Source organism: Rhodoglobus sp. (assembly GCF_053580035.1).
In genome coordinates this window covers 942,484-964,639 of the sequence record NZ_JBMDVL010000001.1, presented here as the reverse complement: position 1 = coordinate 964,639, position 22,156 = coordinate 942,484, and the positions used below count along the sequence as shown (strand labels likewise).

26 protein-coding genes and 1 tRNA gene are annotated in these 22,156 nt (G+C 59.2%); 18 read left to right on the top strand and 9 right to left on the bottom strand.

Annotation, left to right across the window (positions count from 1 at the left end; genetic code table 11):
• The first annotated feature begins 208 nt into the window (after positions 1 to 208).
• The 7 genes from ACOH1Z_RS04765 to ACOH1Z_RS04735 all read left to right on the top strand — a co-directional run bounded on the left by ACOH1Z_RS04765 (position 209) and on the right by ACOH1Z_RS04735 (position 6,562).
• On the top strand, positions 209 to 1,129 hold the full coding sequence (locus ACOH1Z_RS04765) for a DsbA family protein (RefSeq protein WP_449647319.1): 921 nt from the start codon (positions 209 to 211) through the stop codon (positions 1,127 to 1,129).
• A 422-nt stretch (positions 1,130 to 1,551) separates the two neighbouring features.
• Positions 1,552 to 1,971, top strand: a complete 420-nt coding sequence (locus ACOH1Z_RS04760; RefSeq protein ID WP_449647318.1) for a DUF1761 domain-containing protein — start codon at positions 1,552 to 1,554, stop codon at positions 1,969 to 1,971.
• Between the two features lie 10 nt (positions 1,972 to 1,981).
• Positions 1,982 to 2,329: a YciI family protein gene (locus ACOH1Z_RS04755; RefSeq protein WP_449647317.1), complete on the top strand. Its 348-nt coding sequence runs from the start codon at positions 1,982 to 1,984 to the stop codon at positions 2,327 to 2,329.
• Between the two features lies 1 nt (position 2,330).
• Positions 2,331 to 3,584 (top strand): RNA polymerase sigma factor, encoded by a 1,254-nt coding sequence (locus tag ACOH1Z_RS04750; protein WP_449647316.1) that lies wholly within the window; start codon positions 2,331 to 2,333, stop codon positions 3,582 to 3,584.
• Positions 3,585 to 3,676: 92 nt separating this feature from the next.
• The gene (locus ACOH1Z_RS04745; RefSeq protein WP_449647315.1) at positions 3,677 to 4,492 is read left to right on the top strand and encodes a COG4705 family protein; all 816 of its coding nucleotides are present in this window, start codon (positions 3,677 to 3,679) and stop codon (positions 4,490 to 4,492) included.
• A 34-nt stretch (positions 4,493 to 4,526) separates the two neighbouring features.
• The gene (locus ACOH1Z_RS04740) at positions 4,527 to 5,207 is read left to right on the top strand and encodes a response regulator transcription factor (RefSeq protein ID WP_449647314.1); all 681 of its coding nucleotides are present in this window, start codon (positions 4,527 to 4,529) and stop codon (positions 5,205 to 5,207) included.
• Entirely contained in the window at positions 5,204 to 6,562 is a 1,359-nt protein-coding gene (locus ACOH1Z_RS04735; RefSeq protein ID WP_449647313.1) for a sensor histidine kinase, read from the top strand. The genes ACOH1Z_RS04740 and ACOH1Z_RS04735 overlap by 4 nt, the downstream gene beginning before the upstream one ends.
• Here ACOH1Z_RS04735 and ACOH1Z_RS04730 read toward each other — a convergent pair.
• The 3 genes from ACOH1Z_RS04730 to ACOH1Z_RS04720 form a co-directional block, all read right to left on the bottom strand.
• On the bottom strand, positions 6,559 to 7,185 hold the full coding sequence (locus ACOH1Z_RS04730; protein WP_449647312.1) for a YdeI/OmpD-associated family protein: 627 nt from the start codon (positions 7,183 to 7,185) through the stop codon (positions 6,559 to 6,561). The two genes, ACOH1Z_RS04735 and ACOH1Z_RS04730, sit on opposite strands and share 4 nt — an antisense overlap.
• Before the next feature lie 37 nt (positions 7,186 to 7,222).
• Positions 7,223 to 8,071: a DUF4097 family beta strand repeat-containing protein gene (locus ACOH1Z_RS04725; RefSeq protein ID WP_449647311.1), complete on the bottom strand. Its 849-nt coding sequence runs from the start codon at positions 8,069 to 8,071 to the stop codon at positions 7,223 to 7,225.
• Positions 8,072 to 8,147: 76 nt separating this feature from the next.
• Positions 8,148 to 8,672, bottom strand: coding sequence for a type II toxin-antitoxin system HicB family antitoxin (locus tag ACOH1Z_RS04720; protein WP_449647310.1), 525 nt, complete (start codon positions 8,670 to 8,672; stop codon positions 8,148 to 8,150).
• A gap of 125 nt (positions 8,673 to 8,797) precedes the next feature.
• Between ACOH1Z_RS04720 and ACOH1Z_RS04715 the strand changes: the two genes are divergently transcribed.
• The 4 genes from ACOH1Z_RS04715 to lipA all read left to right on the top strand — a co-directional run bounded on the left by ACOH1Z_RS04715 (position 8,798) and on the right by lipA (position 11,813).
• Positions 8,798 to 9,838, top strand: a complete 1,041-nt coding sequence (locus ACOH1Z_RS04715; RefSeq protein ID WP_449647309.1) for a zinc-binding dehydrogenase — start codon at positions 8,798 to 8,800, stop codon at positions 9,836 to 9,838.
• A gap of 101 nt (positions 9,839 to 9,939) precedes the next feature.
• Entirely contained in the window at positions 9,940 to 10,077 is a 138-nt protein-coding gene (locus tag ACOH1Z_RS04710; protein WP_449647308.1) for a VOC family protein, read from the top strand.
• Positions 10,078 to 10,188: 111 nt separating this feature from the next.
• Positions 10,189 to 10,827, top strand: coding sequence for a lipoyl(octanoyl) transferase LipB (gene lipB, locus ACOH1Z_RS04705; RefSeq protein ID WP_449647307.1), 639 nt, complete (start codon positions 10,189 to 10,191; stop codon positions 10,825 to 10,827).
• Positions 10,824 to 11,813: a lipoyl synthase gene (gene lipA, locus ACOH1Z_RS04700; RefSeq protein ID WP_449647306.1), complete on the top strand. Its 990-nt coding sequence runs from the start codon at positions 10,824 to 10,826 to the stop codon at positions 11,811 to 11,813. Before lipB ends, lipA begins: the two co-directional genes overlap by 4 nt.
• 193 nt (positions 11,814 to 12,006) lie before the next feature.
• Here lipA and ACOH1Z_RS04695 read toward each other — a convergent pair.
• A tRNA-Thr gene (locus ACOH1Z_RS04695) sits at positions 12,007 to 12,080 on the bottom strand.
• 24 nt (positions 12,081 to 12,104) lie between these two features.
• Between ACOH1Z_RS04695 and ACOH1Z_RS04690 the strand changes: the two genes are divergently transcribed.
• Entirely contained in the window at positions 12,105 to 13,088 is a 984-nt protein-coding gene (locus tag ACOH1Z_RS04690) for a DMT family transporter (RefSeq protein WP_449647305.1), read from the top strand.
• Here ACOH1Z_RS04690 and msrB read toward each other — a convergent pair.
• Positions 13,085 to 13,483 (bottom strand): peptide-methionine (R)-S-oxide reductase MsrB, encoded by a 399-nt coding sequence (gene msrB, locus ACOH1Z_RS04685; RefSeq protein ID WP_449647304.1) that lies wholly within the window; start codon positions 13,481 to 13,483, stop codon positions 13,085 to 13,087. The two genes, ACOH1Z_RS04690 and msrB, sit on opposite strands and share 4 nt — an antisense overlap.
• Positions 13,484 to 13,537: 54 nt before the next feature.
• On the opposite strand from msrB, the gene ACOH1Z_RS04680 reads away from it, so the two are divergent.
• Positions 13,538 to 13,996 carry a GNAT family N-acetyltransferase gene (locus ACOH1Z_RS04680; protein ID WP_449647303.1) on the top strand — a complete coding sequence of 153 codons (459 nt, stop codon included), beginning with the start codon at positions 13,538 to 13,540 and terminating at the stop codon, positions 13,994 to 13,996.
• The gene (locus ACOH1Z_RS04675; RefSeq protein ID WP_449647302.1) at positions 13,996 to 14,814 is read left to right on the top strand and encodes an HtaA domain-containing protein; all 819 of its coding nucleotides are present in this window, start codon (positions 13,996 to 13,998) and stop codon (positions 14,812 to 14,814) included. Before ACOH1Z_RS04680 ends, ACOH1Z_RS04675 begins: the two co-directional genes overlap by 1 nt.
• On the opposite strand, the gene ACOH1Z_RS04670 is transcribed toward ACOH1Z_RS04675, so the two are convergent.
• Positions 14,815 to 15,921: a heme/hemin ABC transporter substrate-binding protein gene (locus ACOH1Z_RS04670; protein ID WP_449647301.1), complete on the bottom strand. Its 1,107-nt coding sequence runs from the start codon at positions 15,919 to 15,921 to the stop codon at positions 14,815 to 14,817.
• Positions 15,922 to 16,053: 132 nt separating this feature from the next.
• Here ACOH1Z_RS04670 and ACOH1Z_RS04665 point away from each other — a divergent pair, with 132 nt between their 5' ends.
• The 3 genes from ACOH1Z_RS04665 to groL all read left to right on the top strand — a co-directional run bounded on the left by ACOH1Z_RS04665 (position 16,054) and on the right by groL (position 18,734).
• The gene (locus ACOH1Z_RS04665) at positions 16,054 to 16,353 is read left to right on the top strand and encodes a DUF3263 domain-containing protein (protein WP_449647300.1); all 300 of its coding nucleotides are present in this window, start codon (positions 16,054 to 16,056) and stop codon (positions 16,351 to 16,353) included.
• Positions 16,354 to 16,356: 3 nt separating this feature from the next.
• Positions 16,357 to 16,929: a LytR C-terminal domain-containing protein gene (locus tag ACOH1Z_RS04660; protein WP_449647299.1), complete on the top strand. Its 573-nt coding sequence runs from the start codon at positions 16,357 to 16,359 to the stop codon at positions 16,927 to 16,929.
• Positions 16,930 to 17,105: 176 nt separating this feature from the next.
• Positions 17,106 to 18,734 carry a chaperonin GroEL gene (gene groL / locus ACOH1Z_RS04655; RefSeq protein WP_449647298.1) on the top strand — a complete coding sequence of 543 codons (1,629 nt, stop codon included), beginning with the start codon at positions 17,106 to 17,108 and terminating at the stop codon, positions 18,732 to 18,734.
• 174 nt (positions 18,735 to 18,908) lie between these two features.
• Here groL and ACOH1Z_RS04650 read toward each other — a convergent pair whose 3' ends face one another.
• From ACOH1Z_RS04650 to ACOH1Z_RS04640, 3 genes are all read right to left on the bottom strand, one after another.
• A complete protein-coding gene (locus tag ACOH1Z_RS04650; RefSeq protein WP_343924626.1) occupies positions 18,909 to 19,199 on the bottom strand; it encodes a WXG100 family type VII secretion target in 291 nt (96 codons plus the stop codon).
• Between the two features lie 38 nt (positions 19,200 to 19,237).
• Positions 19,238 to 20,968 carry a sensor histidine kinase gene (locus ACOH1Z_RS04645; protein ID WP_449647297.1) on the bottom strand — a complete coding sequence of 577 codons (1,731 nt, stop codon included), beginning with the start codon at positions 20,966 to 20,968 and terminating at the stop codon, positions 19,238 to 19,240.
• 92 nt (positions 20,969 to 21,060) lie between these two features.
• Positions 21,061 to 21,753, bottom strand: a complete 693-nt coding sequence (locus ACOH1Z_RS04640) for a response regulator transcription factor (RefSeq protein WP_449647296.1) — start codon at positions 21,751 to 21,753, stop codon at positions 21,061 to 21,063.
• A gap of 140 nt (positions 21,754 to 21,893) precedes the next feature.
• Between ACOH1Z_RS04640 and ACOH1Z_RS04635 the strand changes: the two genes are divergently transcribed.
• Positions 21,894 to 22,154 (top strand): hypothetical protein, encoded by a 261-nt coding sequence (locus ACOH1Z_RS04635; protein ID WP_449647295.1) that lies wholly within the window; start codon positions 21,894 to 21,896, stop codon positions 22,152 to 22,154.
• The last annotated feature ends 2 nt before the right edge of the window (positions 22,155 to 22,156 follow it).

Sequence of the window (22,156 nt, the reverse complement as noted above, 5' to 3'; positions counted from 1 at the left end):
ACGATCCTTAGTGAATGGACGGTGGTCGAAACCACGTTGGGTCATTATTGCACTCTTTTGGGGGTCGCGTTACCGGGTTATGTGGGCGCTCACAGGGTGAGTCTCAGGATCCAGTTGGGCAATTCCCAGAGATTTCTCCTAGAATTCGACGGGTGCGCCGCCATTTCTGGCGCTCGCCACAGCGAAATACACGGCAGATGAGGTTCGATTGAGCAACGGCAATTCCGGCGACGGCCGACTCAGCAAGAATGAGCGACGCGAAGCAGCACGTGAAAAGGCTCGCGTTCAGCGCGACGAACAAAAGAAGAAGGATCGCCGCACTCGGCTGTTCCTTCAGGGCGGTGTAGGCCTCGCACTCATCGCGATCGTTGCCGTTATCGCCCTCGTGCTCGTGAACTCGAACCAGCCCGCTGGTCCTGGCCCCAAGAACTTTGCCAGCGACGGTATCCAACTCAATCAAGGCTTCATTGCTACCCCGACTGATGCCCTCGACGCGGATGCTGAGCCCATCGCTAGCGTTCCCGATGAAGGTTCAGGCGTGCTCGATATCCAGATGTATGTCGACTACCTGTGCCCGATTTGTGGCTCGTTTGAGCAGACAAACGCAGAGTACATCGAAGGTCTTGTCGACAACGGCGCGGCAACTCTTGAAGTCCACCCCATCACGATTCTTGACCGATTCTCTCAGGGGCAGCGGTACTCATCCCGTGCAGTAAATGCTGTCGCGTGTGTTGCCGATTCTTCGCCAAACGACTTCTACGCGTACCACAAGCTGCTGCTTTCTGAGGAAGTCCAACCAGCAGAGAACACCTCCGGCCTGAGCGACGACGACCTGATCGCGTTGCTCGACACAGTAGGAGCTGACAGCGTTCCAGCGATTAGCGAGTGCATTCAAGATGAGACGTTCAAGTCGTGGGTAAAGAACTCAACGGCTCGCGCTCTGTCGGGTCCGCTTCCTAACACTGACGTGCCTCAGGTCACGGGAACCCCAACGGTTCTTGTCAACGGGCTCAAGTATGAGGGTGCAGTAAACGACCTCGCTGCTTTCCAGGCCTTCGTTATTCAGGCGGCGGGCGATGACTTCAACGCCAACTCGACTCCGACCCCGACGCCGACACCTACCCCGTAGGTTCTTCTAGCGCACAACAAAAGGTGCCCCCGGTCATACGACCGGGGGCACCTTTTGCGTCGTGCAGAGGAGTGTCGTGCAGAGGAGTGTTGGTTAGCCAAAGGTGTACGAGCAGGCCTCAATGCTTTCGCTTGCGGTAGCAGCGTTGAACAATTCGCTGCTGACCATCGTCAACGGTGCAACCGTGTACCTCAGCGAGGCTGTTCTCACGTCTCCTGCCTCGTAATTCCTTAGTAACTTTTACGGGTCCCCTTTTTTGTGTGCCCGGATGCCCGTAGTAGAGGGGTTCGGATGCGCGGAGGTCGAGGAAGAGGAAGTCCTGACGATTGCAGAAAGTTTTTCCAGCGCAGGTGTCGATTCGGCACGTGCGCTGCGTCATGTCAGTGAAGGGCAAGAAATTCCGGCCCCGAAAGGACATGATGATGCTGAATGTGCTGGCGTTCGCAATCGCCACCGTCGCGGGAATGCTCGTTGGGTGGGCCTGGTTTTCACCAGCGCTTTTCGGCAAGCCGTGGGCGGCGCGAGCCGGTATAGATCTGGCTGCGAAAACTCCCGGGTCGGCGTATCTGTTGGCGTTTGTGGCCACGGCCATCACGGCAACGGCGCTGGCGCTTGCGGCCGCGATCGCACACGACCAGTTGGGTGGCTCGTTCCTGACCGTCACGCTGGCTGTGGCATCCGTTAGCTGGCTCGGGTTTACCGCGTCGCGTAATGCTGTCGAGTATCTTTTTGAGAAGAAGTCCCCGACGCTGTTTGCGATCAATATGGGTCATCAGCTTGCAGTTCTCATCGTCATGTCCGTCGTTATTGGCCTTTTTGGCCACACTTCACAGATCGGTTAGGGAGAAAAACATGCAGTACATGATCCTGATTCATTCAGAACCGTTTGATGGCCCAGAACCGGGTACAGACGCCTTCGACGCAATGATGGCGCCGTGGATGGCCTACAACCAGAAGCTCATTGATGGCGGCCACTATATCGCCGCCGATCAGCTGCAGGGTGTTGAGACCGCGACCACTATTCGTCGGGCGTATGGTGCCGGCGACACAATCGTCGATGGCCCGTTTGCTGAAACCAAGGAGCACTTCGGCGGCTTCTACATTGTGGAAGCCGAAGACCTGGATGAGGCGCTTGCGCTCGCTGCCGAGGTTCCGATTCCGGCCGGCTCGCTCGAGGTTCGCCCGGTGGTGCCCTCCTAGCGTGCCTGATAACTCAGAGGCGGTCACCCGCCTGGCGCGTGAGGAGAGTGGGCACGTGCTCGCTCTTCTCACGCATCGCTTTGGCCTCGATGTGGCCGATGAAGCTGTGCAGGATGCGCTCGTTGAAGCGCTGAACTGGGGCAGCGTTCCTGACAACCCTGCTGCGTGGCTCTACACGGTGGCGCGTAATCGCGCGGTCGACCGTGTGCGGCGTGACGCTGCGACAGCGCGACGGCTAGCTCGGGCAGCCCCCGATTTGGTGCGCTCTAACCACAGCACCGGCTACGGCGGTAACGACAGCGAGGAGGTGCCACCCGAGATGATTGATGACGCTCACTATTCGGGCGACGAACATCTGCGACTGCTGTTGCTCTGTTGCCACCCGGCGCTCAGTCGCGAGGCTCAAGTGGCGTTGACTCTGCGCCTTACTGGCGGGCTCACGACCGCCGAGATCGCGGCCGCATTCTTGGTGCCCGAGCAGACTCTTGCTCAGCGAATCGTGCGGGCGAAACGCAAGATTCGCGACGCCGGCATCCCGCTGACGATCCCCGAAGACCTCACGCTGCGAGTGGATGCGCTGCTCACCGTTCTCTACCTGATTTTCAACGAGGGCTACCTCTCGCGGGGGAGTGCAACCGGTGGCCGCGTTGACCTCGTGGAAGAAGCGATTCGCCTCACGATCACCACTCGCGAACTCCTCCCCGGCAACGCTGAAGTAGAAGGCCTGTTTGCGCTAGAGCTCTACGCTCGCGCCCGCCACGACACCCGCTTTCGCGGCGACGAACTCATCCTGCTCGAACAGCAAGATCGCACCCGCTGGGACGGCGAGCTGATTGAGCAAGCCAACGGGCTCCTGCACAGTGCCCTCGGTCGGCTGAAGCCAGGGCCCTTCCAAACCCAAGCGGTCATCGCGCGCCACCATGCCACCGCGCGCATCGCCGCCGATACCGACTGGGCGGCCATCGCATCCGCCTATTCTGTGCTGCTGACCATGACCGGCAGTTCTCCCGTTGTTGCGCTCAATCGGGCGGTCGCCGTGTCGATGGCTGATGGCCCGGATGCCGGACTGCGGCTTCTCGACACCGTGACCGGTCTCGAGAATTATCACTTGTACTGGTCAACGAAAGCGGAGCTGCTGTTGCGTGCGGGTGATGTGGATGCCGCGGCTCCGGCTTTCGCGCGTGCCCGCGAACTTGCCACCAACGGTGCCGAACAGCAGCACCTCGATCGGCAGATTGCGCAACTGAGGCAGTAGGTCTCCGCGAGATTCGCTTTCTGAAAGAACGCTCACAGAAAAGAGTTGGATTCGAGGGCGAACCTTCAGCGGCGAACGAAATTCTAGGGCTCATGACTGAGACCCTTTCCCACCACACCCGCACCATCCTGTTGAACAGGGTGCCTGAGATCACGTTCGCCTTTTGGGTGATCAAAATTCTTTCGACCACGACTGGCGAAACTTTCGCCGACTATCTCAACGTTGATGTTGGGCTTGGCCTGACCTTTACCACCTGGATTATGGGGGCGTTGCTGGTTGCCGCTCTCATCGGGCAGTTCATGACGAAGCGCTACACCTCCGGGATTTACTGGACTGCAGTGGTGCTCATCAGCGTTGTCGGCACGCTCGTCACTGACACCCTCACTGATGTCTTCGGCGTTGAGCTTTGGGCGAGCACGCTGTTCTTCAGCGTCCTCCTCGCGGTGACTTTCGGAATCTGGTTTACACGGGAGCGCACGCTCTCCATCCACACCATCTTTACGCGCCGCCGTGAAGCGTTCTATTGGATAGCGATCCTGTTCACATTCGCACTGGGTACTGCCGCTGGCGACCTCATCACGGAAGGATTTGGGCTTGGCTACCTCGTTGGCGTGATCCTGTTCGCAGCACTCATCGGCGTGATCGTGATTGCCCGCTATGCCTTCAACGTGAATGTAGTGTTCTGCTTCTGGGCGGCGTACATCCTTACCCGCCCGCTTGGGGCGTCGATTGGTGACCTGTTGTCGCAGAGCCCGCAAGACGGCGGATTAGGCATTGGAACGACTGCGACGAGTGTCGCCTTCTTGGCGATCATCGTTGCGGTCGCGGCCTACCTCGGCGTGAAGATTGGTCGTCAGCGCCGCGAGGCCGAAGCTCTTTCTGCGCACGTCGTTACTGTGGCGGCATAGTTCCAACTATCCGATGCACCGTACTGTTGACCGCGTGGTCCCACGCATCCTGATTGTCGACGATGAGCCTGAACTTGCGGCGCTGCTGGCGCGCGGCCTTCAGTCGGAGGGTTACGCGGTCAACGTCGCCTCTAATGGCATCGAGGCGATCACATTGAGCCGTGACATCCGCTTCGACGCGGCTGTTCTCGACATCATGCTTCCGGGGATGTCGGGCTTTGAATTGTGTCGTCGGCTTCGCGAAGAAGCCACCGGTGTCGCCATTCTGTTGCTCACCGCACGGGATGCTCTTGACGATCGTGTGCGGGGCCTCGACTCTGGGGCGGATGACTACCTCACCAAGCCGTTTGAGTTCGCTGAACTGGCTGCCCGCTTGCGTGCTCTGCTGCGTCGCGATCAACTGGGATCGTCGCGACTCGACATCGGAGGCTTACGCATAGATTTCACGCGTCACGAGATTAACGCTGGAGGCGCTCCTCTGCGGTTGAGTCGCACTGAGTTTGACCTGCTGCGGCTCTTAGCCGTCAATCGCGACCGGGTGCTGTCTCGCGCTGAGATCATCGACGTGGTGTGGGGTTCCGCCGCCTACATCGACCCGAATATCGTTGACCAATACGTTCGCTATGTACGCAAGAAGTTGGATGCCGTGGAGTCGCCAGTCCGAATTGTCGCAATGCGGGGGCTAGGTTTTCAACTCAGCGAAGCCGTCTCGTGAATTTCTCGCGACTCACTATTCGCGCCCGGATCACGGGCGGAAGTTTGATAATTGCGATCCTTATTTCCCTAGTCGCTGGCATTGTCATTTTTGCCCAAGTGCATCGCATAGTCACCGATGGGCAGCAGCGAGTGCTCGACAATGTAGAAGCACCCTATCTGGTGGCGTTGGGGGAGGATCCCGCCGAAGACATCGACCCTCCCGGTGCTGACCAACTGGTCGCGATTGTGGCTCCCGGCGGAGAAACCGTGCTCGATACTTTGCCAAGCTCGCTCAGTGTGCTGCTCCCGTCAGTGCTCGAGGGCTCAAGCGAGACAACGCCGCTTACCATCGGAAGCGAATCTTTTTTGGTGCGCGTAAGTCCTGTCGAAACCACTTCGGGAACGTTCAGCGTCGTGAGTGCGACCCGCAATGATGCGCAAGCGAGCGTGCTCAATCAGGTGGCGCTGCTCCTCGTCGCGAGCATCGCGGGTATCAATATTGCGTTCGGAGCAGCCTCGTGGCTGATCGGATCCGCAGCGCTCGCACCAGTCGCACGTCTCCGACGCAGCGCGGCTGAACTCGTGCACTTACGTAGTGACGAGCTGCTGCCGGTTGGCCTGGCACAAGACGAGATATCCGAACTAGCCAACACCCTCAACGAGTTGATTGTCCAGTTGCGCGCTTCGGCCGAGCGCGAACGAAATATTGTGTCGGATGCGAGCCACGAGTTTCGAACACCACTTGCTATCGTTCACACCCAACTTGAACTGGCGCAGCGCGAGGCATCCTCGTTGCCTCAGATGCAGGCGGATGTAGCGGCAGCCCAACGCACTCTCGCGCGCCTGACTGCTCTCGCGACGTCAATGCTTGAGCTGTCTCGTATTGATGCTCAGGTTGTTCCGGGTAGTTCACATGTGGGGGCGCTTTCGGAGGAATTGGCGGATGCCGCTGACCGAGGTCGCGTGCGTGTGGCAGGGCGCAACATCCGAGTTGAATACGATGTCGAGGGCCTTGTTGATGCAGAACTGGTTTCGGTGAGTGTCGCCGACTTCGGGCGCGTGTGTGACAACCTCATCGGAAACTCGCTCGCGGCGATGGGAGAGGTGGGGCTGATTGAGATCTCTCTTGCCCGGAGTGCAGCCCACGTAGTGCTTCGAGTCAGCGACAACGCTGGAGGCATGGACGAAGTGTTTGTGTCGAACGCGTTCCACCGTTTTTCGCGCGCGGAAGAATCCCTGGGAGGCTCAGGCGCCGGGCTTGGGCTCTCGATTGTTGCGGGGATCGTTGCAGTGGCTGGGGGCGAGATACGTCTCAACAACCAGTCCGGTATCGGGCTCGCAGTCGAGGTCGTTCTGCCGACGCTATCGGCCTAGTTCGACTGCGGAGCAGAAGGTGAGTTTGGTGGTGATTTCCGTGGCTTGGGCTGCGCGTACTGATGCTCGCCCCGAGCGCCCTTCTCGACAATGTCGCGGATGCGCGCGGCTCGCACAGCGGGTGTCTTGACCGCAGTCACGCGCGCGTAGATCTGAAAGCGCACGCTCCTCGTGAGGCTGGCGTGGAACTCCGCCGACGCGGGGTTAGCGTCGAGCGCAGCTTGCAGGTCTGGGGGAGTCATCATGTTCTTCTGGCTGTAGGCGGCATCCCAGCGTCCATCGGCTTTGGCCCGTTCGATCTCTGCGAGACCACCGGGGCGCATCTGGCCGGCATCAATGAGACGAGCGACGTGGTCGCGATTGATTTGCGACCAGGGGCTGTTCTTGCGGCGCGGAGTGAAAGCTTGCAGCGTGAAGTCGTCGTCGAGACGTGCGCTTTGGCCGTCGATCCAGCCGAAGCAGAGGGCGACATCGAGCGCTTCTGACCAGGTCATCCCTGTGGCTTTAGAGAGTTTCTTGCGCAACTTGAGCCGCACTCCGTCTGGCGAGGGCGCTCCTTCGAGAAAGTTCGTCCACTCAGCGATTGTCACATCGAGGATGGGCTTGTCGGCGAAGCTGACCATGGGTTGATGCTAGTAAAGGCCACTGACGTTCGGTCGACTACATCGTGGCCCGCCGAATCCGGATATCGCCAACCTGGGCTCGTGCGCGCACGGAGACCGACTGCTCGTAGTCTTCCGGCCCGCTGCCGGGCTCGAGCTCGTTATGCACTCGGCCTGTTTTGGAGACGAGGTCGAGCCACGCGGCGACGCCTTTCTCGATTCCGATTCGGATTTGCCCGAGGGAGCTGCTGGCATCGATGGTGCCGCTCGATACTTCGTCGAGGGTGATGCTGCCGTATGCCGTTTTTGCCGTTACGGAGGCGAGGGCTTTGTTGATCTCGAGATCGCCGTAGGAGAGTTTGGCTTCGAGGGCGCCACTGATTTCTCCCAGGCGGATGTTGCCGTGTGAGGCTTTGAGCGTGGCATCTCCGGTGATGGTTCCGATGCGCATCTGGCCGTTGTCGACGGTGAGTTCGGCATCACCTTCGACGGTTCCGATGGTGGTGCCGCCGTGGGACAAGCGAAGCCATAGGTCACCGGTGGTATCGAGGTTGACTGCGCCCATCGCGCTCTTGATGCGCGTTGCACCGAGGCGTCCGACGGTGTGCACGTTGCCGAGCGCGATTTCTCCAGTGAACCGCGAATCTACCGGCAACTCAACTTTCACATCTACGGACTCGCTTGGCCCAACGAGGCTGAATCGGGGGCGTGGAGTGGTGATAGTGACGCGGTTGTTGTCGAAGTCCACAGTGGTATTTTCTGCGGCCCGTCGATCGCTTTCTCTACCTGCATCGGTGGGAGTGATCGTCACGATGGTGTCTTCGCGCTCGCTTGCGACAATGTCGATGGTGCCGACTTTTGCGTTAATCGCGAGATCGATGGGGATCGGGGTGGTGAAGGTGGGCATGCTGGCACCTTTCTGTGGGCGTGGTGGAGAGACCTCGCGGTTGCGCGGGGTTGATGGATGTGCTGGGGTGGGCGGCTTAGCGCACCCAGCCAGCGAAGGAGTCGCCTATTGCGGAGGGTCGTTGCGGCGTCTTCGGCCGCTGCGGTTGCCCGGGCGGCTGCGGTGGCGTCTGATGGATGGGTTGAGCGGCGGCCGCGATAGCGCGGACCAACCAGGTGTTGACGGAGACTCCGTCAATAGCAGCAGCTTCGTCTACTCGTGCTTTGAGGGCATCGGGGAGGCGAAGTGTGGTGCGTGAAGTGCTCGCGTCATCAAAGTCGATTGCGGCGGCGGTGATGCCGTGGTCATCGTCTTCGGTGGGCGCGTGGGCGACGACGAAGTCGACCTCGCGACCGCGCAGGCGAACGTCAACCGAGCTGGGGGCGAGATCGCGCGTGATTTCGCCGGCAGCGGCAGACAGTACGTCGAGCAGAACGAGCCGTGCAGCGGAGTCCAGCTTGGTGACGAGGCGTTCGGCGACGACGCGAGTTTCGTCGCTGCCGTTCTCTGCGGCATCCACGAGCTGACGCTGAAGGTCGTTAATGTACTGTCCCAGTTCCATAGCATCAGAGTGACACCACTATGGTGTCATGTCAATACTTTTTGGTGTCAAGAATCTCAGCTACTCCTCGTCGCTGAATAAACCCTGATTCGTTGCTGGGCGCGACTCGGGCGTTGAATAGACCCATGCGAGCTACTTACATTTATGGCGCGGGCGATGTCCGCGTAATCACCGCCCCCGACCCCAGGCTCATCGAGAGCACTGACGCCGTTGTGCGCATCACGCGCGCGTGCGTCTGCGGCAGTGACCTCCACCCCTTCCATTCCATGCCGGCGGATGTGGATGCTCTGCCGATCGGCCACGAATTCATCGGCGTTATCGAAGAAGTCGGTAAAGAAGTGGCTACTCTCTCGGTTGGCGACTTTGTCATCGCCCCATTCGCGTACTCCGATGGAACCTGCGAGTTCTGTCTCGAGGGGCTGCAGACCTCGTGCATCCACGGTGGCTACTGGGGCAACGGTGGAATCACGGGTGGCCAGGCTGAAGCAGTGCGCGTGCCCTACGCCGACGGCACTCTCGTGAAGGTGCCTGGCACCATTGATGAGTCGCAGTATGCCGGTCTCCTCACGCTCTCCGACGTCTACGCCACGGGGTGGCACGCCGCCTACAAGGCACGCGTTTCGCCTGGTCAGACCGTCACAGTGATCGGCGACGGGGCGGTCGGTCTCCTCGCCGTTCTCTCGGCCAAGCAAATGGGTGCCGAGCGCATCATCCTGATGGGCCGCCACAAGGCACGCACCGATCTCGGCATCCAGTTTGGTGCGACGGATGTCGTGGCTGAGCGAGGCGAGGAGGGAATCGCTCAGGTGCGCGAACTCACTGGCGGCACAGGAAGCCACGCTGTACTCGAGGCTGTCGGATTCATGCCCGCCTACAAGCAGGCCCTCGGCGTCGTTCGTGCTGGCGGAGTGATCAGTCGAGTGGGGGTTCCTCAGTATGAGGAAGCCCCCGTTGGCCGCCGCAGTCTCTTCGGCAAGAACGTCACTCTCACCGGTGGTGTTGCTCCCGCCCGCGCCTACATCGAACAACTGCTGCCCGCCGTGCTCGAAGGAACGGTGAACCCCGGCCTTGTCTTCGACCAGACCGTGAAGCTCGAACAGACCCCTGATGGCTACACCGCCATGGATGAGCGCACGGCCCTCAAAGTGATGGTCGATCCCACGTAGCTCTCACATCGGGTCGCCCTCTGGAGCTATTCTCTTCGCATGACCGCCAGGATCTCTAACATTTCCGTTCATGCTGAGAATCCGGATGCCCTCGCCGAGTTTTGGTCGAGGTCGAGTGCGCACGCCTCGTGTCTCTCGGTGCCTCAGTAGAGCAGGTACTCGAGGGAGCGTGGGGGCCGTTTAACGAATTCGCAATCATGATGAGAGACCCCGAAGGCAACGAGTTTTGCCTGCAATGAGGATGGCCGGGATGGCCGGGATGGCGGGCATGGCCGTGAGGCCGAAGCCTGGAACCGGGCGATGTGGATGGTTGCGTCCGAGTTCTGAACGTCGACGCCTATACTTCTGACGTGGTCGACTTTGTCGTCGCGGGGCTAAGCGCCAACTCCGTGCCGTATTTGACGGCCCTAGACCTGCAACGTGCCGTGCACGCCGCTGTTGTCTCGGGCCAGCGCACCGATACTCTCATTCTGCTTGAGCACCCGTCCGTGTATACGGCGGGCAAACGCACAGAGCTAAGTGAACGCCCCGATGACGGCACTCCCGTCATCGACACTGACCGTGGGGGAAAAATCACCTGGCACGGTCCCGGGCAACTGGTCGGCTACCCGATCCTGCGATTGCCCGATCCGGTCGACGTCGTCGCCTATGTTCGACGGCTCGAAGGCTTTCTCATCGAGGTGCTCGCCGAACTCGGTGTTGCCGGGCATCAGGTGCAGCACCGCTCGGGGGTGTGGGTGACCAATGGCGCAATCGAAGACAAAATCGCTGCCATCGGCATCCGCGTTGCCGACGGAGTGACCATGCACGGATTTGCCCTGAACTGTTCCAATGAGTTCGATGCCTACGAACACATCGTCGCGTGCGGCATCCGCGATGCTGGCGTCACCTCGATCTCTCGAGAATTGGGGCGCACAGTGCAACCGGGAGACATCGTTGAGCTCATTCAAGCCAAGTTTTCTGACATGTGGGAGCTGGTGCAATCGTGAGCGCCGCACCGTCCGGCCGCAAGATGCTTCGCCTCGAAGTCCGCAACGCTGAGACTCCGATCGAGCGCAAGCCCGAGTGGATCAAAACGACAGCCAGAATGGGTCCCGAGTATCGGCAGCTTCAAGAACTGGTGAAAAGTGAAAACCTCCACACGGTCTGCCAAGAAGCAGCCTGCCCCAACATTTTCGAGTGCTGGGAAGACCGGGAGGCAACCTTCTTGATCGGCGGTGCACAGTGCACTCGGCGATGCGATTTTTGCCAGATCGACACGGGAAAACCCGCCGACTACGACACAGATGAACCTCGTCGCGTCGCCGAATCTGTCGTCGAAATGAAGCTTCGCTACGCGACTGTGACCGGGGTGGCTCGAGACGATCTCCCGGATGAGGGCGCGTGGCTGCACGCCGAGACCGTCCGACAGATCCATACCCGTGCTCCCGGAACTGGCGTAGAAATTCTCGCTACCGACTTTTCGGGAAATCCGGACTATCTCGGCGAAATCTTCTCGGCAAGCCCGGAAGTCTTTGCCCACAATGTAGAAACCGTGCCGCGGATCTTTAAGCGCATCCGCCCAGCATTTCGCTACGAACGATCGCTGGACGTTCTCACCCAAGCTCGTAATGCGGGAATGATTACCAAGTCAAACCTCATCTTGGGGATGGGCGAAGAGCGAGCAGAGATCAGTCAAGCCCTGCATGATCTTCATGACGCGGGCACCGACATCATCACCGTCACCCAATATTTACGACCAACAGCTCGCCATTTGCCAGTAGCCCGCTGGGTGCGACCAGAAGAATTCATCGATATCAAGGCAGAAGCAGAAGATATCGGATTCCTCGGAGTGCTCGCCGGCCCGCTCGTGCGATCCTCGTACCGTGCCGGGAGGCTCTGGGCGCAGTCGATGAAGGCTAAGGGCCGTGAAATTCCCGAACATCTGCGATCTCTTGCCGATGCAGCAGCGGTATTCAAACAAGCAGTGTCGTAGAGCGCTGAGCGGATCCCGCCCTTCGTGTGCCCTGGCGCCGGCACTGTTCCCGTCGTAACCGCGAAACAGGGTCGCGGCGAAACAAGAGTTGCTACGAGACAAGAGTTGCTGTGGAACAAGAGTCGCCGTTAAACAGCGATGTCGAAGGCCGCTAGGGTTTAAATAACCCCGACGGCCTTCGACATCTTTGCTGGGCCTCCTGTCGGATTCGAACCGACGACCCCCGCTTTACAAGAGCGGTGCTCTAGCCAGCTGAGCTAAGGAGGCTTGGACCAACGTCCTATTTTAGACATGACTACACCTATGCTCCCAACCAATCCGCAAAGTCGGCGTCGTGCACTGGCCGGAATTTTCGCTGCAGTCGCTGCTGGCGCCCTCGTTTCGGCCCAAAGTCGCATCAATGGAGAACTTGCGGTTGAACTTCACGACTCGACCCTCGCAGCCCTGATTTCTTTCGGATCGGGCCTCATCATCCTCACGCTCATCGTGCCGTTCGTGCCAACCGCCCGCGCTGGATTTCGCACCCTCCGTACCGAAGTTTCCAGCAAAAGACTGCCCTGGTGGTACCTCACCGGTGGTGCGTTTGGAGCATTCTTCGTCCTGACTCAGGGCCTCGCGGCGACCGCCCTCGGCGTTGCGCTCTTCACTGTTGCGGTCGTGGCTAGCCAAACAATTAGTTCCGCCGTCATCGACCGAGTGGGGATCGGCAGCCTACAAAAGAGACCAGTCACCGCATTGCGAGTCGCGGCATCCGCCCTCGCAGTTGGTGCCGTAATTTTTTCTGGGCTCTCTGATTTGCGACTCGACGGACCCTTCTTGCTCGTGTTTCTGCCGCTTGTTGCCGGATTCGGCATCGGCTGGCAACAAGCCATCAACGGTCATGTGCGTCACGTGACCCGTTCGCCACTCACCGCCACCTACGTCAACTTTGTCGTCGGAACCTCAACCCTCGCCATCGCGACAATCACGTTCGGATTCTTTGGTGGGTGGCAACACGAGTTTCCGACCGACCCAACGCTCTACATCGGGGGAGCAATCGGCGTGATCTTCATTGCCGTCGCTGCAGTGCTCGTACCTATCACCGGAGTGCTGTTCTTCGCACTCGGATCCATCGCGGGGCAGTTGATGGGAGCACTAGCACTAGAAATCTTCGTGCCAACAGACAGCGATGGGGTGGCACCGACCACCGTAATCGGTGTGGTGCTCACCCTCATCGCCGTAGCGATCGCTTCACTTTCGAGTCAGCAACCGCCAAAAAAGAAGCTGTATAGCTAGTTGTCTTCTTCGAATTCCAGTGAGCTCGAGTTCAAGCAGAAACGGTCACCCGTTGGGGTTTGGTGCGCGTCATCAAAGAGATGACCCAAGTGTGAACCACAGGTTGCGCACACGACCTCGGTGCGAACCATGCCCAAGGAGCGATCTTCGCGCAGTTCAACAGCATCCGGGTTGATCGCCTCATAGAAACTGGGCCACCCCGAACCGGAGTCAAACTTGGTGCCACTCTTAAAGAGCTCAGCGCTGCAGGCGCCACAGCGGTAGGTGCCCTCACGCTTTTCGTCAAGAAGAGCACCAGACCACGGACGATCAGTGCCGGCTTCACGCAACACCGAGTACTTGAGGCCGAGCTCTTCGCGCCACTGTTCTTCTGTCTTATTCACCTTGTAGGTCATGGTGGTCTCCTTAGTTCGTCAGCTTTCGCTGCCCAGTACATTAAACTCGTGGTTGTGCCTAATGATTCCGTGATCGCCAAGTCTTGGGGCGAATTAACAACAACCGAGCTCTACTCGATCATGAAACTGCGCACAGACGTGTTTTTTGTTGAGCAAAAAGTCGACGAAGAAGAACTCGACAACCGCGACCAAGAAGACGCAACCGCTCATTACTGGATCGCCGACGACCACGGTGTCGCTGCCTACATCCGTGTTCTCTACAACCAGACCGCAGAATACCTCGATGGCCACCGCGTCATTGGGCGTGTTGTAGTACGCGAAGATCGTCGGGGTGAAGGCTTAGCGCAGATCATCATGAAGCGGATCATTGGCGACTTCAGCGGCGAAGCAATGCTGCTCCACGCCCAGGAATACATCGTGCCGCTCTACGCCAAATTTGGTTTCGAATCATTCGGTGAGCTCTATGAAGAAGCCACCATCATGCATCAATCGATGTACCGCACAGCCCAGTAATGCGTGGCCTCAACGTCTGCGTGCTCGGCCCTGCAGCACTCATCATCACTGCCGTCGCTATTGCCATTACCCCCATGACAAGCAACGCCACAGAATTGGATGCGCCAGATACCCGCACCGGCACACGGTCGGCGACAACTGACGTGAACCTCGCCGCCGACGACTCCACCTGCCAAATATCGGATGCCGCCATCACCTGGGGTGTCAAAGAGTCGCTTCGGTCATACATCAGCGGCACCATCGCGAACGGCGAATGGGCGGTGAGCGACGGTGCCACCTATGACACCCCCAACTTTGGTTGGAGCGAAGGTGCAGGCCAACTCGACGCGGGCCGTGGCACCCTCGCCTTTGACGGCACCCTGCGATTCACCGGCCACGACGGAATTCTCGACACCACGCTCGACGCGCTCGAACTGCAGTTCGACGGCACCACCAGCGCAAAGCTCGTCTTCGACGTTAGTGGAACCACTCAAGACGGGACGCCCGTCGACCAGTCCGGCGTGGAATTCGCAACCATTGACACATCCACCGTCGCAGTCGATAACGGCACCGCACAATTAGCCGCCGCATCCGTGACGCTCACAGAGGCAGGATCTGCCGCGTTCGGCACCTACCCCGCTGGTGAAAAACTCGACCCCATCACGGTTACGTTTAGCGCGACGACCAACTGCATGCCAACGCCCCAAGCGAGCGTCACCCCGCGAGAACGGAACACCGTCGTGGCATTGGCGGTCGTCGCTGCCGCGGCAGCTGCAGGCCTCGTCTTTTTCGTCACCCGGTGGCGCGGAACCAAACGTTCGCCGCGCCAACGCCCCTAACTACGAACCAGAGCCAGGTGCATAAATGGCACGCGCGAGCGCATCAAGCACCATGACCGTGCGTGGGCCGAAGCTCAAAATCTCGCCATCATCCATCTCGACAAAGCGCTGATTTTTGCCAGCCTCCGTCAGCGCGACCGCCGGGCGAGCCTCAAGTAAGCCGCTTACGCCGCCAACACTGTCGAGGCCATTGGTCATCACCAGAATGAGATCCGGATTCGCCGCAACCATCGCCTCATCCGTCATCGGACGCATACCTTCGAGACCGATCTCGGCAGCAACATCCACCCCGCCAAGAGCATTGATCAAGACATCTGAACCAGACTCCTGACCAAACAGGTAATAAACACCTGACGTTCCCCGCAAATAAAGAAACACCATGCGCAAGCGATCACCGCGCGGAACAATGCCCGCAATCTCCGTAATCTTCGCCTGAATTTCCGCAGCCAACTGCTCACCGAGCGCCACTCCCGCAGCCGGAACCCCCAACGTGGCTGCAGTTTGACGCGCCAACTCAGCAACCCCATTCACCGAGGGATCAGTCTCCACAAACACCACAGCAATGCCAGCATCCCGCAACTGCAACACCACATCGATCGGACCAATCGAACCATCCGTCACAATCAGATCTGGACGCATCGCCAAAATCGCTTCGCTATTGACCGTATGGGCACTCGACGTGATTACCGGCAACGCAGCAGCCTCATCAAACGTCGTAGAAATATCGCGCGCCACCAAAGAATCAAGCAAACCCAAACCGGCAACCGTCGCCGCAATCGACCCCGAAATATCCATCGCAATAACGCGGTCGGCCGACGAAACCGTCACCGAGACATCACCACTCAGATCATGTGACATCACGGTCGTCGGCAAGGACTGCTCCGGCGCAGAATCAGGAGCAGAAATACCCGCCGTCGGAAGAGCCGCGCGCACCAACCCGCTGTAATCCTTCGCATCATCCAACACCGTTAACTGAGACAAAGGAGAACTCGCATCAGCAGTGACCGTAACCATCGGCTGCTCCGCAACCGTCGAGATCGAACAACCGCTCACCACAAGCGCAACACAAGACACCACCACAGCAGTGGCGAAAAGTCGTAAGCGCATGAAGACCAATCGGAGACATCGGGTACTAAGGACATCCTAACCTCGACCGCCCCTGATTGACCGAGCAAGCCGCGTCGTTAGGCAATCCCAAAGGTTGCGCGCCCTAGAATTGCCACAATATTGGAGGTCGTCATGTCAGAACCCGAAACAACAACACACGCCTCCAACGGGCTACCCGAAAATGCGACCCAGATTCTCGACTTCGAACGCGAATGGACCCGCCACGTCGGGGCAAAAGAAGAAGCCATCAGCAGCCTGTTCCACGTATCAAGCGCGCGCTACTATCAAATGCTCAACGCCGTAATCGACGCACCAGCAGCCGTCACCTACGACCCCATGCTCGTCTCGCGACTACGACGCAACCGAGACAACCGGATGCGCAACCGCACAGTGCGCACAACACACCACCACAACGAAGAATTGACAGACTAATCAATGGCTAGTTACCCGAAAGATCGATTCGACGAACAGCCCGACGACATCGAACGCGTAGGCGCACACCGCGGACCCAAACGACGCGGAGGCGGCTGGATCGGGCTCGCCTGGGCCCTACTCGCAACCGGAATCCTCGTCTTCGGCGGCCTCTTCGCCCTCAGTCAATACCTCGACGACGACCTCGGAATCCCCCTCTTCGCCTCACCAGAAGAACCCGCAGCCACCCCAGAACCCATAGAAACAGTCGAACCCCTCACCGACCCCACAACCATCGACCCCGCACGAGCACTCACCATCGACATCCTCAACGGAACCCCCGAAACCGGAGTACAAACCAGCCTCCTCGACGAACTCACCGCCGTCGGCTGGCCCATGGGCAGCGCCGCACCAGCCTCCCAACGCGACATCGAAGACACCTACGTCTACTACAGCAACCCCGACGACGAAGACGTAGCCGCCGGCCTCATCAACGCCCTCGGAATCGGCGAAATACGACTCATCGAAGCCGACGTCTTCCCCGCAGCACAACTCACCATCGTGCTCGGAACCGACTACCTCACCGCCGGACAATAAGCAGCCAACCCCCACACCACACGACCACACCCGGAACACGCGCACTCGCCCCTGTCGAGTGCGCTGGGCTGTCTTGCACTCGCCCCTGTCGAGTGCTAATTTTGACCTTGGCACTCGCATAGTTCGAGTGCCAACTTATTCGCTTGTACGACGTCCGGGAGGGACGAGAAACACACATGGCAAAGATCATTGCTTTTAACGAAGAGGCCCGTCGCGGCCTTGAGCGCGGCCTGAACATTCTCGCTGACGCCGTAAAGGTCACACTCGGCCCGCGCGGTCGCAACGTTGTTCTCGAGAAGAAGTGGGGCGCTCCCACCATCACGAACGACGGTGTATCCATCGCCAAGGAGATCGAGCTCGACGACCCGTTCGAGAAGATCGGTGCTGAGCTCGTCAAAGAGGTAGCAAAGAAGACGGATGACGTTGCCGGAGACGGTACGACTACTTCTGTTGTTCTTGCACAGGCACTCGTACGCGAAGGCCTCCGCAACGTTGCTGCGGGTGCAGACCCCATCAGCCTCAAGCGCGGAATCGAAAAGGCCACCAACTCGGTCATTGAGGCACTCATTGCGAGCGCCAAGGAGATCGAAACCAAGGAAGAGATCGCGGCTACCGCATCAATTTCTGCTGGTGACCCCGAGATCGGTGCACTTATCGCTGAGGCGATCGACAAGGTCGGCAAGGAAGGTGTTGTCACCGTTGAGGAGTCGAACACGTTCGGCACCGAGCTTGAGCTCACCGAAGGCATGCGCTTCGACAAGGGATTCCTGTCGGCATACTTCGTCACTGACCAGGAGCGCCAGGAAGCGGTCTTCGAAGACCCCTACGTTCTTATCGTCAACGGCAAGATCTCGAACATCAAGGATCTGCTCCCCATCGTCGACAAGGTAATCCAGAGCGGCAAGCAGTTGCTCATCATTGCTGAAGACGTTGACGGAGAAGCACTCGCAACTCTCGTCGTGAACAAGATCCGCGGCATCTTCAAGTCGGTTGCCGTCAAGGCTCCCGGTTTCGGTGACCGTCGCAAGGCTCAGCTCGCTGACATTGCAATCCTCACCGGTGGACAGGTCATCTCAGAAGAGGTTGGCCTCAAGCTCGAGAACGCAACGCTCGAACTCCTCGGTCGCGCCCGCAAGGTCGTTATCACCAAGGACGAGACCACGATCATCGAAGGTGCGGGTGACGAAGAGGCGATCGCAGGTCGCGTCAAGCAGATCCGTGCCGAGATCGACAACACCGACAGCGACTACGACCGTGAGAAGCTCCAGGAGCGTCTCGCCAAGCTCGCCGGTGGCGTTGCAGTAATCAAGGCAGGTGCCGCAACTGAGGTTGAACTCAAGGAGCGCAAGCACCGCATTGAGGACGCAGTCCGTAACGCAAAGGCAGCGGTTGAAGAGGGAATCGTCGCCGGTGGTGGCGTTGCCCTGATTCAGGCTGGCAAGATCGCGTTCGACAGCCAGGCAATGGCTGACTTGGTCGGCGACGAAGCAACCGGAGCGAACATCGTTCGCGTTGCTATCGACGCACCGCTCAAGCAGATCGCACTCAACGCAGGCATGGAGCCAGGTGTTGTTGCTGACAAGGTCCGCAACCTCCCCATTGGTCACGGCCTCAACGCGGCAACCGGCGAATACGTCGACATGCTCGCTGCAGGTATCAACGACCCGGTAAAGGTAACCCGCTCGGCTCTGCTCAACGCATCGTCGATCGCTGGACTCTTCCTTACGACTGAAGCTGTTGTTGCTGACAAGCCAGAGAAGAACCCCGCTCCGATGGGCGACCCGTCAGGTGGCATGGACTTCTAAGTCCCGCCGCTAAACGTAGTCCCACCGCAGTAAACAGAATGGGCGTCTCCTGCGGGAGGCGCCCATTCTGGCGTTAACGCCCGCCACTCAGCCGCAACACGGCCGCAACTCGCCCGCACAGGGGCGTCAGCGCGGCCGAGCGGGCTTCTTCAGCCTCCCTTATGCCCTCACGCGCTAGCGTGCAAAGAGGCGAGCATTAGCTGCCTCGATCTCCGCATACTGCTGGCCAGCCTGAGTGAGCGCGTGATTGATCGCAGCGAGGTTCTCTTCAACCCGCTGCTGAGTTGCCTTCCAATCAGTAACGACGGTAGAGAAGGCAGTCGCTGCCTGCCCGGTCCAGGAACCCTGAAGGTTGGTGAGTTGGCCATGCAGTCCAGAAACTTCGGCCTGAATTCTGCTGATGGAGTTCTGTACCGCTCCAGTTGCGCTGAGAACGGCATCGCTATCTACTTGGTATCGAGTCATGGCTCAACCGTAGATTTCGATACCGATGCTCGCGCAGCCTAATCCTCTTCGGTTGCCTCAGGCGCGTCAGGTTCGCTGGGGAGGAGAGGAAGTTCAACGCGGAAGGTTGCGCCTCCTCCGGGGGTCTCAAGCGCTTGCACGGTGCCTTTGTGGGCGTGCACGATTGCCGAGACGATGGCGAGGCCAAGGCCGCTGCCGCCAGTGTCACGGTTTCGTGAGCTGTCGGCGCGCCAGAACCGTTCAAAAACTTTGTCGCGAATCTGTTCGGGGATGCCCTCACCGTGGTCGATGACGGAAAGCACCGCGAGCTGTCGTTCGCGGTCAACCCCGACACCGATCTCGACGGGAGTATCGGGAGAAGCGAAACGCAGGGCGTTGGTCACAAGGTTGGTGAGCACTTGGCGAATCTTGTTTTCTTCAGCCATGACAACGGCGTGAAGATCCTTCGCTGGCGGTGCAGAGATTTGGGTGATTCGAGCCGCAGCTTTGGCCACCGCAACTGATTTTTTGCGTGAGGCAAGGCGGGAGAGCCGTGCACCGGCGGCGGCGATGGGACCTGTTGCCAGTGCAGCAACCCCGCGCGGTGGCGTACTCGGTTGCGGGTGGGAGCTCTCAGGCAACGTAATCGCCTTGGTTGCTGTGTCGGCGTCAGCGGCTGAATCTGGGTCTGGCTTAACGACGGGGTGAGCGCTAATGGTGGGGTGAGTGTTGATGACATTCACGACACGGCCAGCGGAGGCACGAGCATCCAATGCAGCGTCGTTTGCGAGCGGCAAAAGATCGACCTCGGTGAGTTGCAGCGGCTTGGTTTCATCGATGCGGGCCAACTCGAGCAGGTCTTCTACGAGCCCACCCATGCGGATGGCTTCCTTTTCGATGCGTTCCATTGCCTGCAGAACATCGTCGGGCTTGGTGATCGCGCCCATGCGGTACAGCTCCGCATAGCCGCGCACTGTCACAAGGGGAGTGCGCAGTTCATGGCTGGCGTCGCCGACAAAGCGGCGCATCTGGTCGATGGTCCGCGCGCGATCAGCAAAGGCACGATCGATTCGACCAAGCATCGAGTTGAGGGAACGATTGAGCCGCCCCACTTCAGTATTGGGAGTCGCGCCGGATAGTCGTTGGTCGAAGTCTCCGTCGGCAAAACGGGCAGCGGTCGCTTCCACTTCGCGCAGAGGGGAAAACGTGGAGGTAACAAGAAGACGTGTCAGGGCGCCACCGACAATCACCACTGTCAGTCCGAAGAACAGAAAGATCGCGGCATAGCGGGCGACGATGGCGTTTGAGTCGCCCAAATCTCGGGCGATCACGATGGTCACAAAATCGATGCCGATAGTGCTGGCAGCGGGGTAGGCAATGACTCGCCACTGCCCTCCGATAGAGGTGCTTGGCAGGGTAAATGCCGACGTTTGCTGGCTGGCGACAGCAATCGTGAGACCCTCAAGAACGGGGCGGGCGGCATCCTCTTCACGACTGTTGCAGCGCATGCTGCCGTCATGATTGAGCACTGCAAAGTAGAGATCGTTTGGCAGTCGAGAGACACTGCACTGGGGGTCGCGTGCTGTTCCGGTGTACTGGATGCGGCCATCAAGTCCGTCGGCTGCTGCGCTAATTTTTTCGTCAGTTTGCTGCAGCAGGTAGTCGCGTAATACGGCGGCAGTGCCGACGCCGGCGACGAGGAGCCCCATGGTCAACAGAAGAACCGTCACTCCGGTGACTTTCGTGCGAAGCGAGATGCGGCTCCACGCGTCTGGGATGTTCTCCTGCATGATTGTGAACGCTACCTCGCGTGGCTGGGAATCGGGAAACAGTTATGGCCAGCTCGACAACGTTTTCGTATCGAACCGGCCACCTGACTCGGTCAGACCTTTGCAGCCTTCAGCATGTAACCAAAGCCACGCTTCGTCTGGATGAGCGGCTCTTCGGTGTGAATGTCGAGCTTGCGACGGAGGTAGGAAATGTAGCTCTCAACAATGCCGGCGTCGCCGTTGAAGTCGTATTCCCAGACGTGGTCGAGAATTTGAGCCTTCGAGAGCACGCGGTTGGGGTTCAGCATGAGATAGCGCAACAGCTTGAACTCGGTGGGGCTGAGTTCGATCTGCTCGCTGCCGATGCTTACTTCGTGGGTGTCCTGGTCCATGGTGAGGTCACCGGCACGGATGATGGTCTCTTCATCGTCTGCCATGGTGCGGCGAAGAATCGCTTTGATGCGGGCAACGATCTCGTCGAGACTGAATGGCTTGGTGACATAGTCATCGCCACCGACGGTGAGGCCGGTGATCTTGTCTTCTGTGTCATCTTTCGCCGTGAGAAAGAGGATGGGGGAGGTGTACCCGGAGGCGCGCAAGCGCTTGGTCACCCCGAACCCGTTCATGTCGGGCAACATCACGTCGAGGATGATGAGGTCGGGTTCTTCTTCAAGAACCGCCGAGATCGTTTGTGCCCCACTCCCTACCGCACGCACCGCAAATCCTGCGAAGCGCAGGCTCGTAGTGAGTAGGTCGCGAATGTTGGGTTCGTCGTCAACAATCAGAATCTTGGGTCCGTCAGCCATGCCCTTAGTATCTGCGTGTTTCCTGAACGTTGGCTGATGAGCATAGGCGTGTCGGCACGTTGTTCACTCAAACTTTCCTTGAGTATTAATTAATTTTAAGCATAGGGTGGGTATACGGGATTTCGGGTGAGGGGAGACGCGTGATGACACGACTAGTTCGGTGCACACTAATCGCATTTGGTATTGGGGCATTGTCGTTTCTCGCAACCGCGTTCATCGCAAATTATGCGCACTCGAACGGCACCGGGTGGGGAAGCGTTGACGGGATGACCCCGATGTGGCCCGTGAGCGTCGGCCTAGCGGCCATGTCCCTTATGGCGCTGAGTGTTGTGGCGTTGCTCCTCTGTGTGAGCGTTGGGCTCATCCGCGAATCGCTCACGACTCGCCAAGCAAAAGTCTGAAG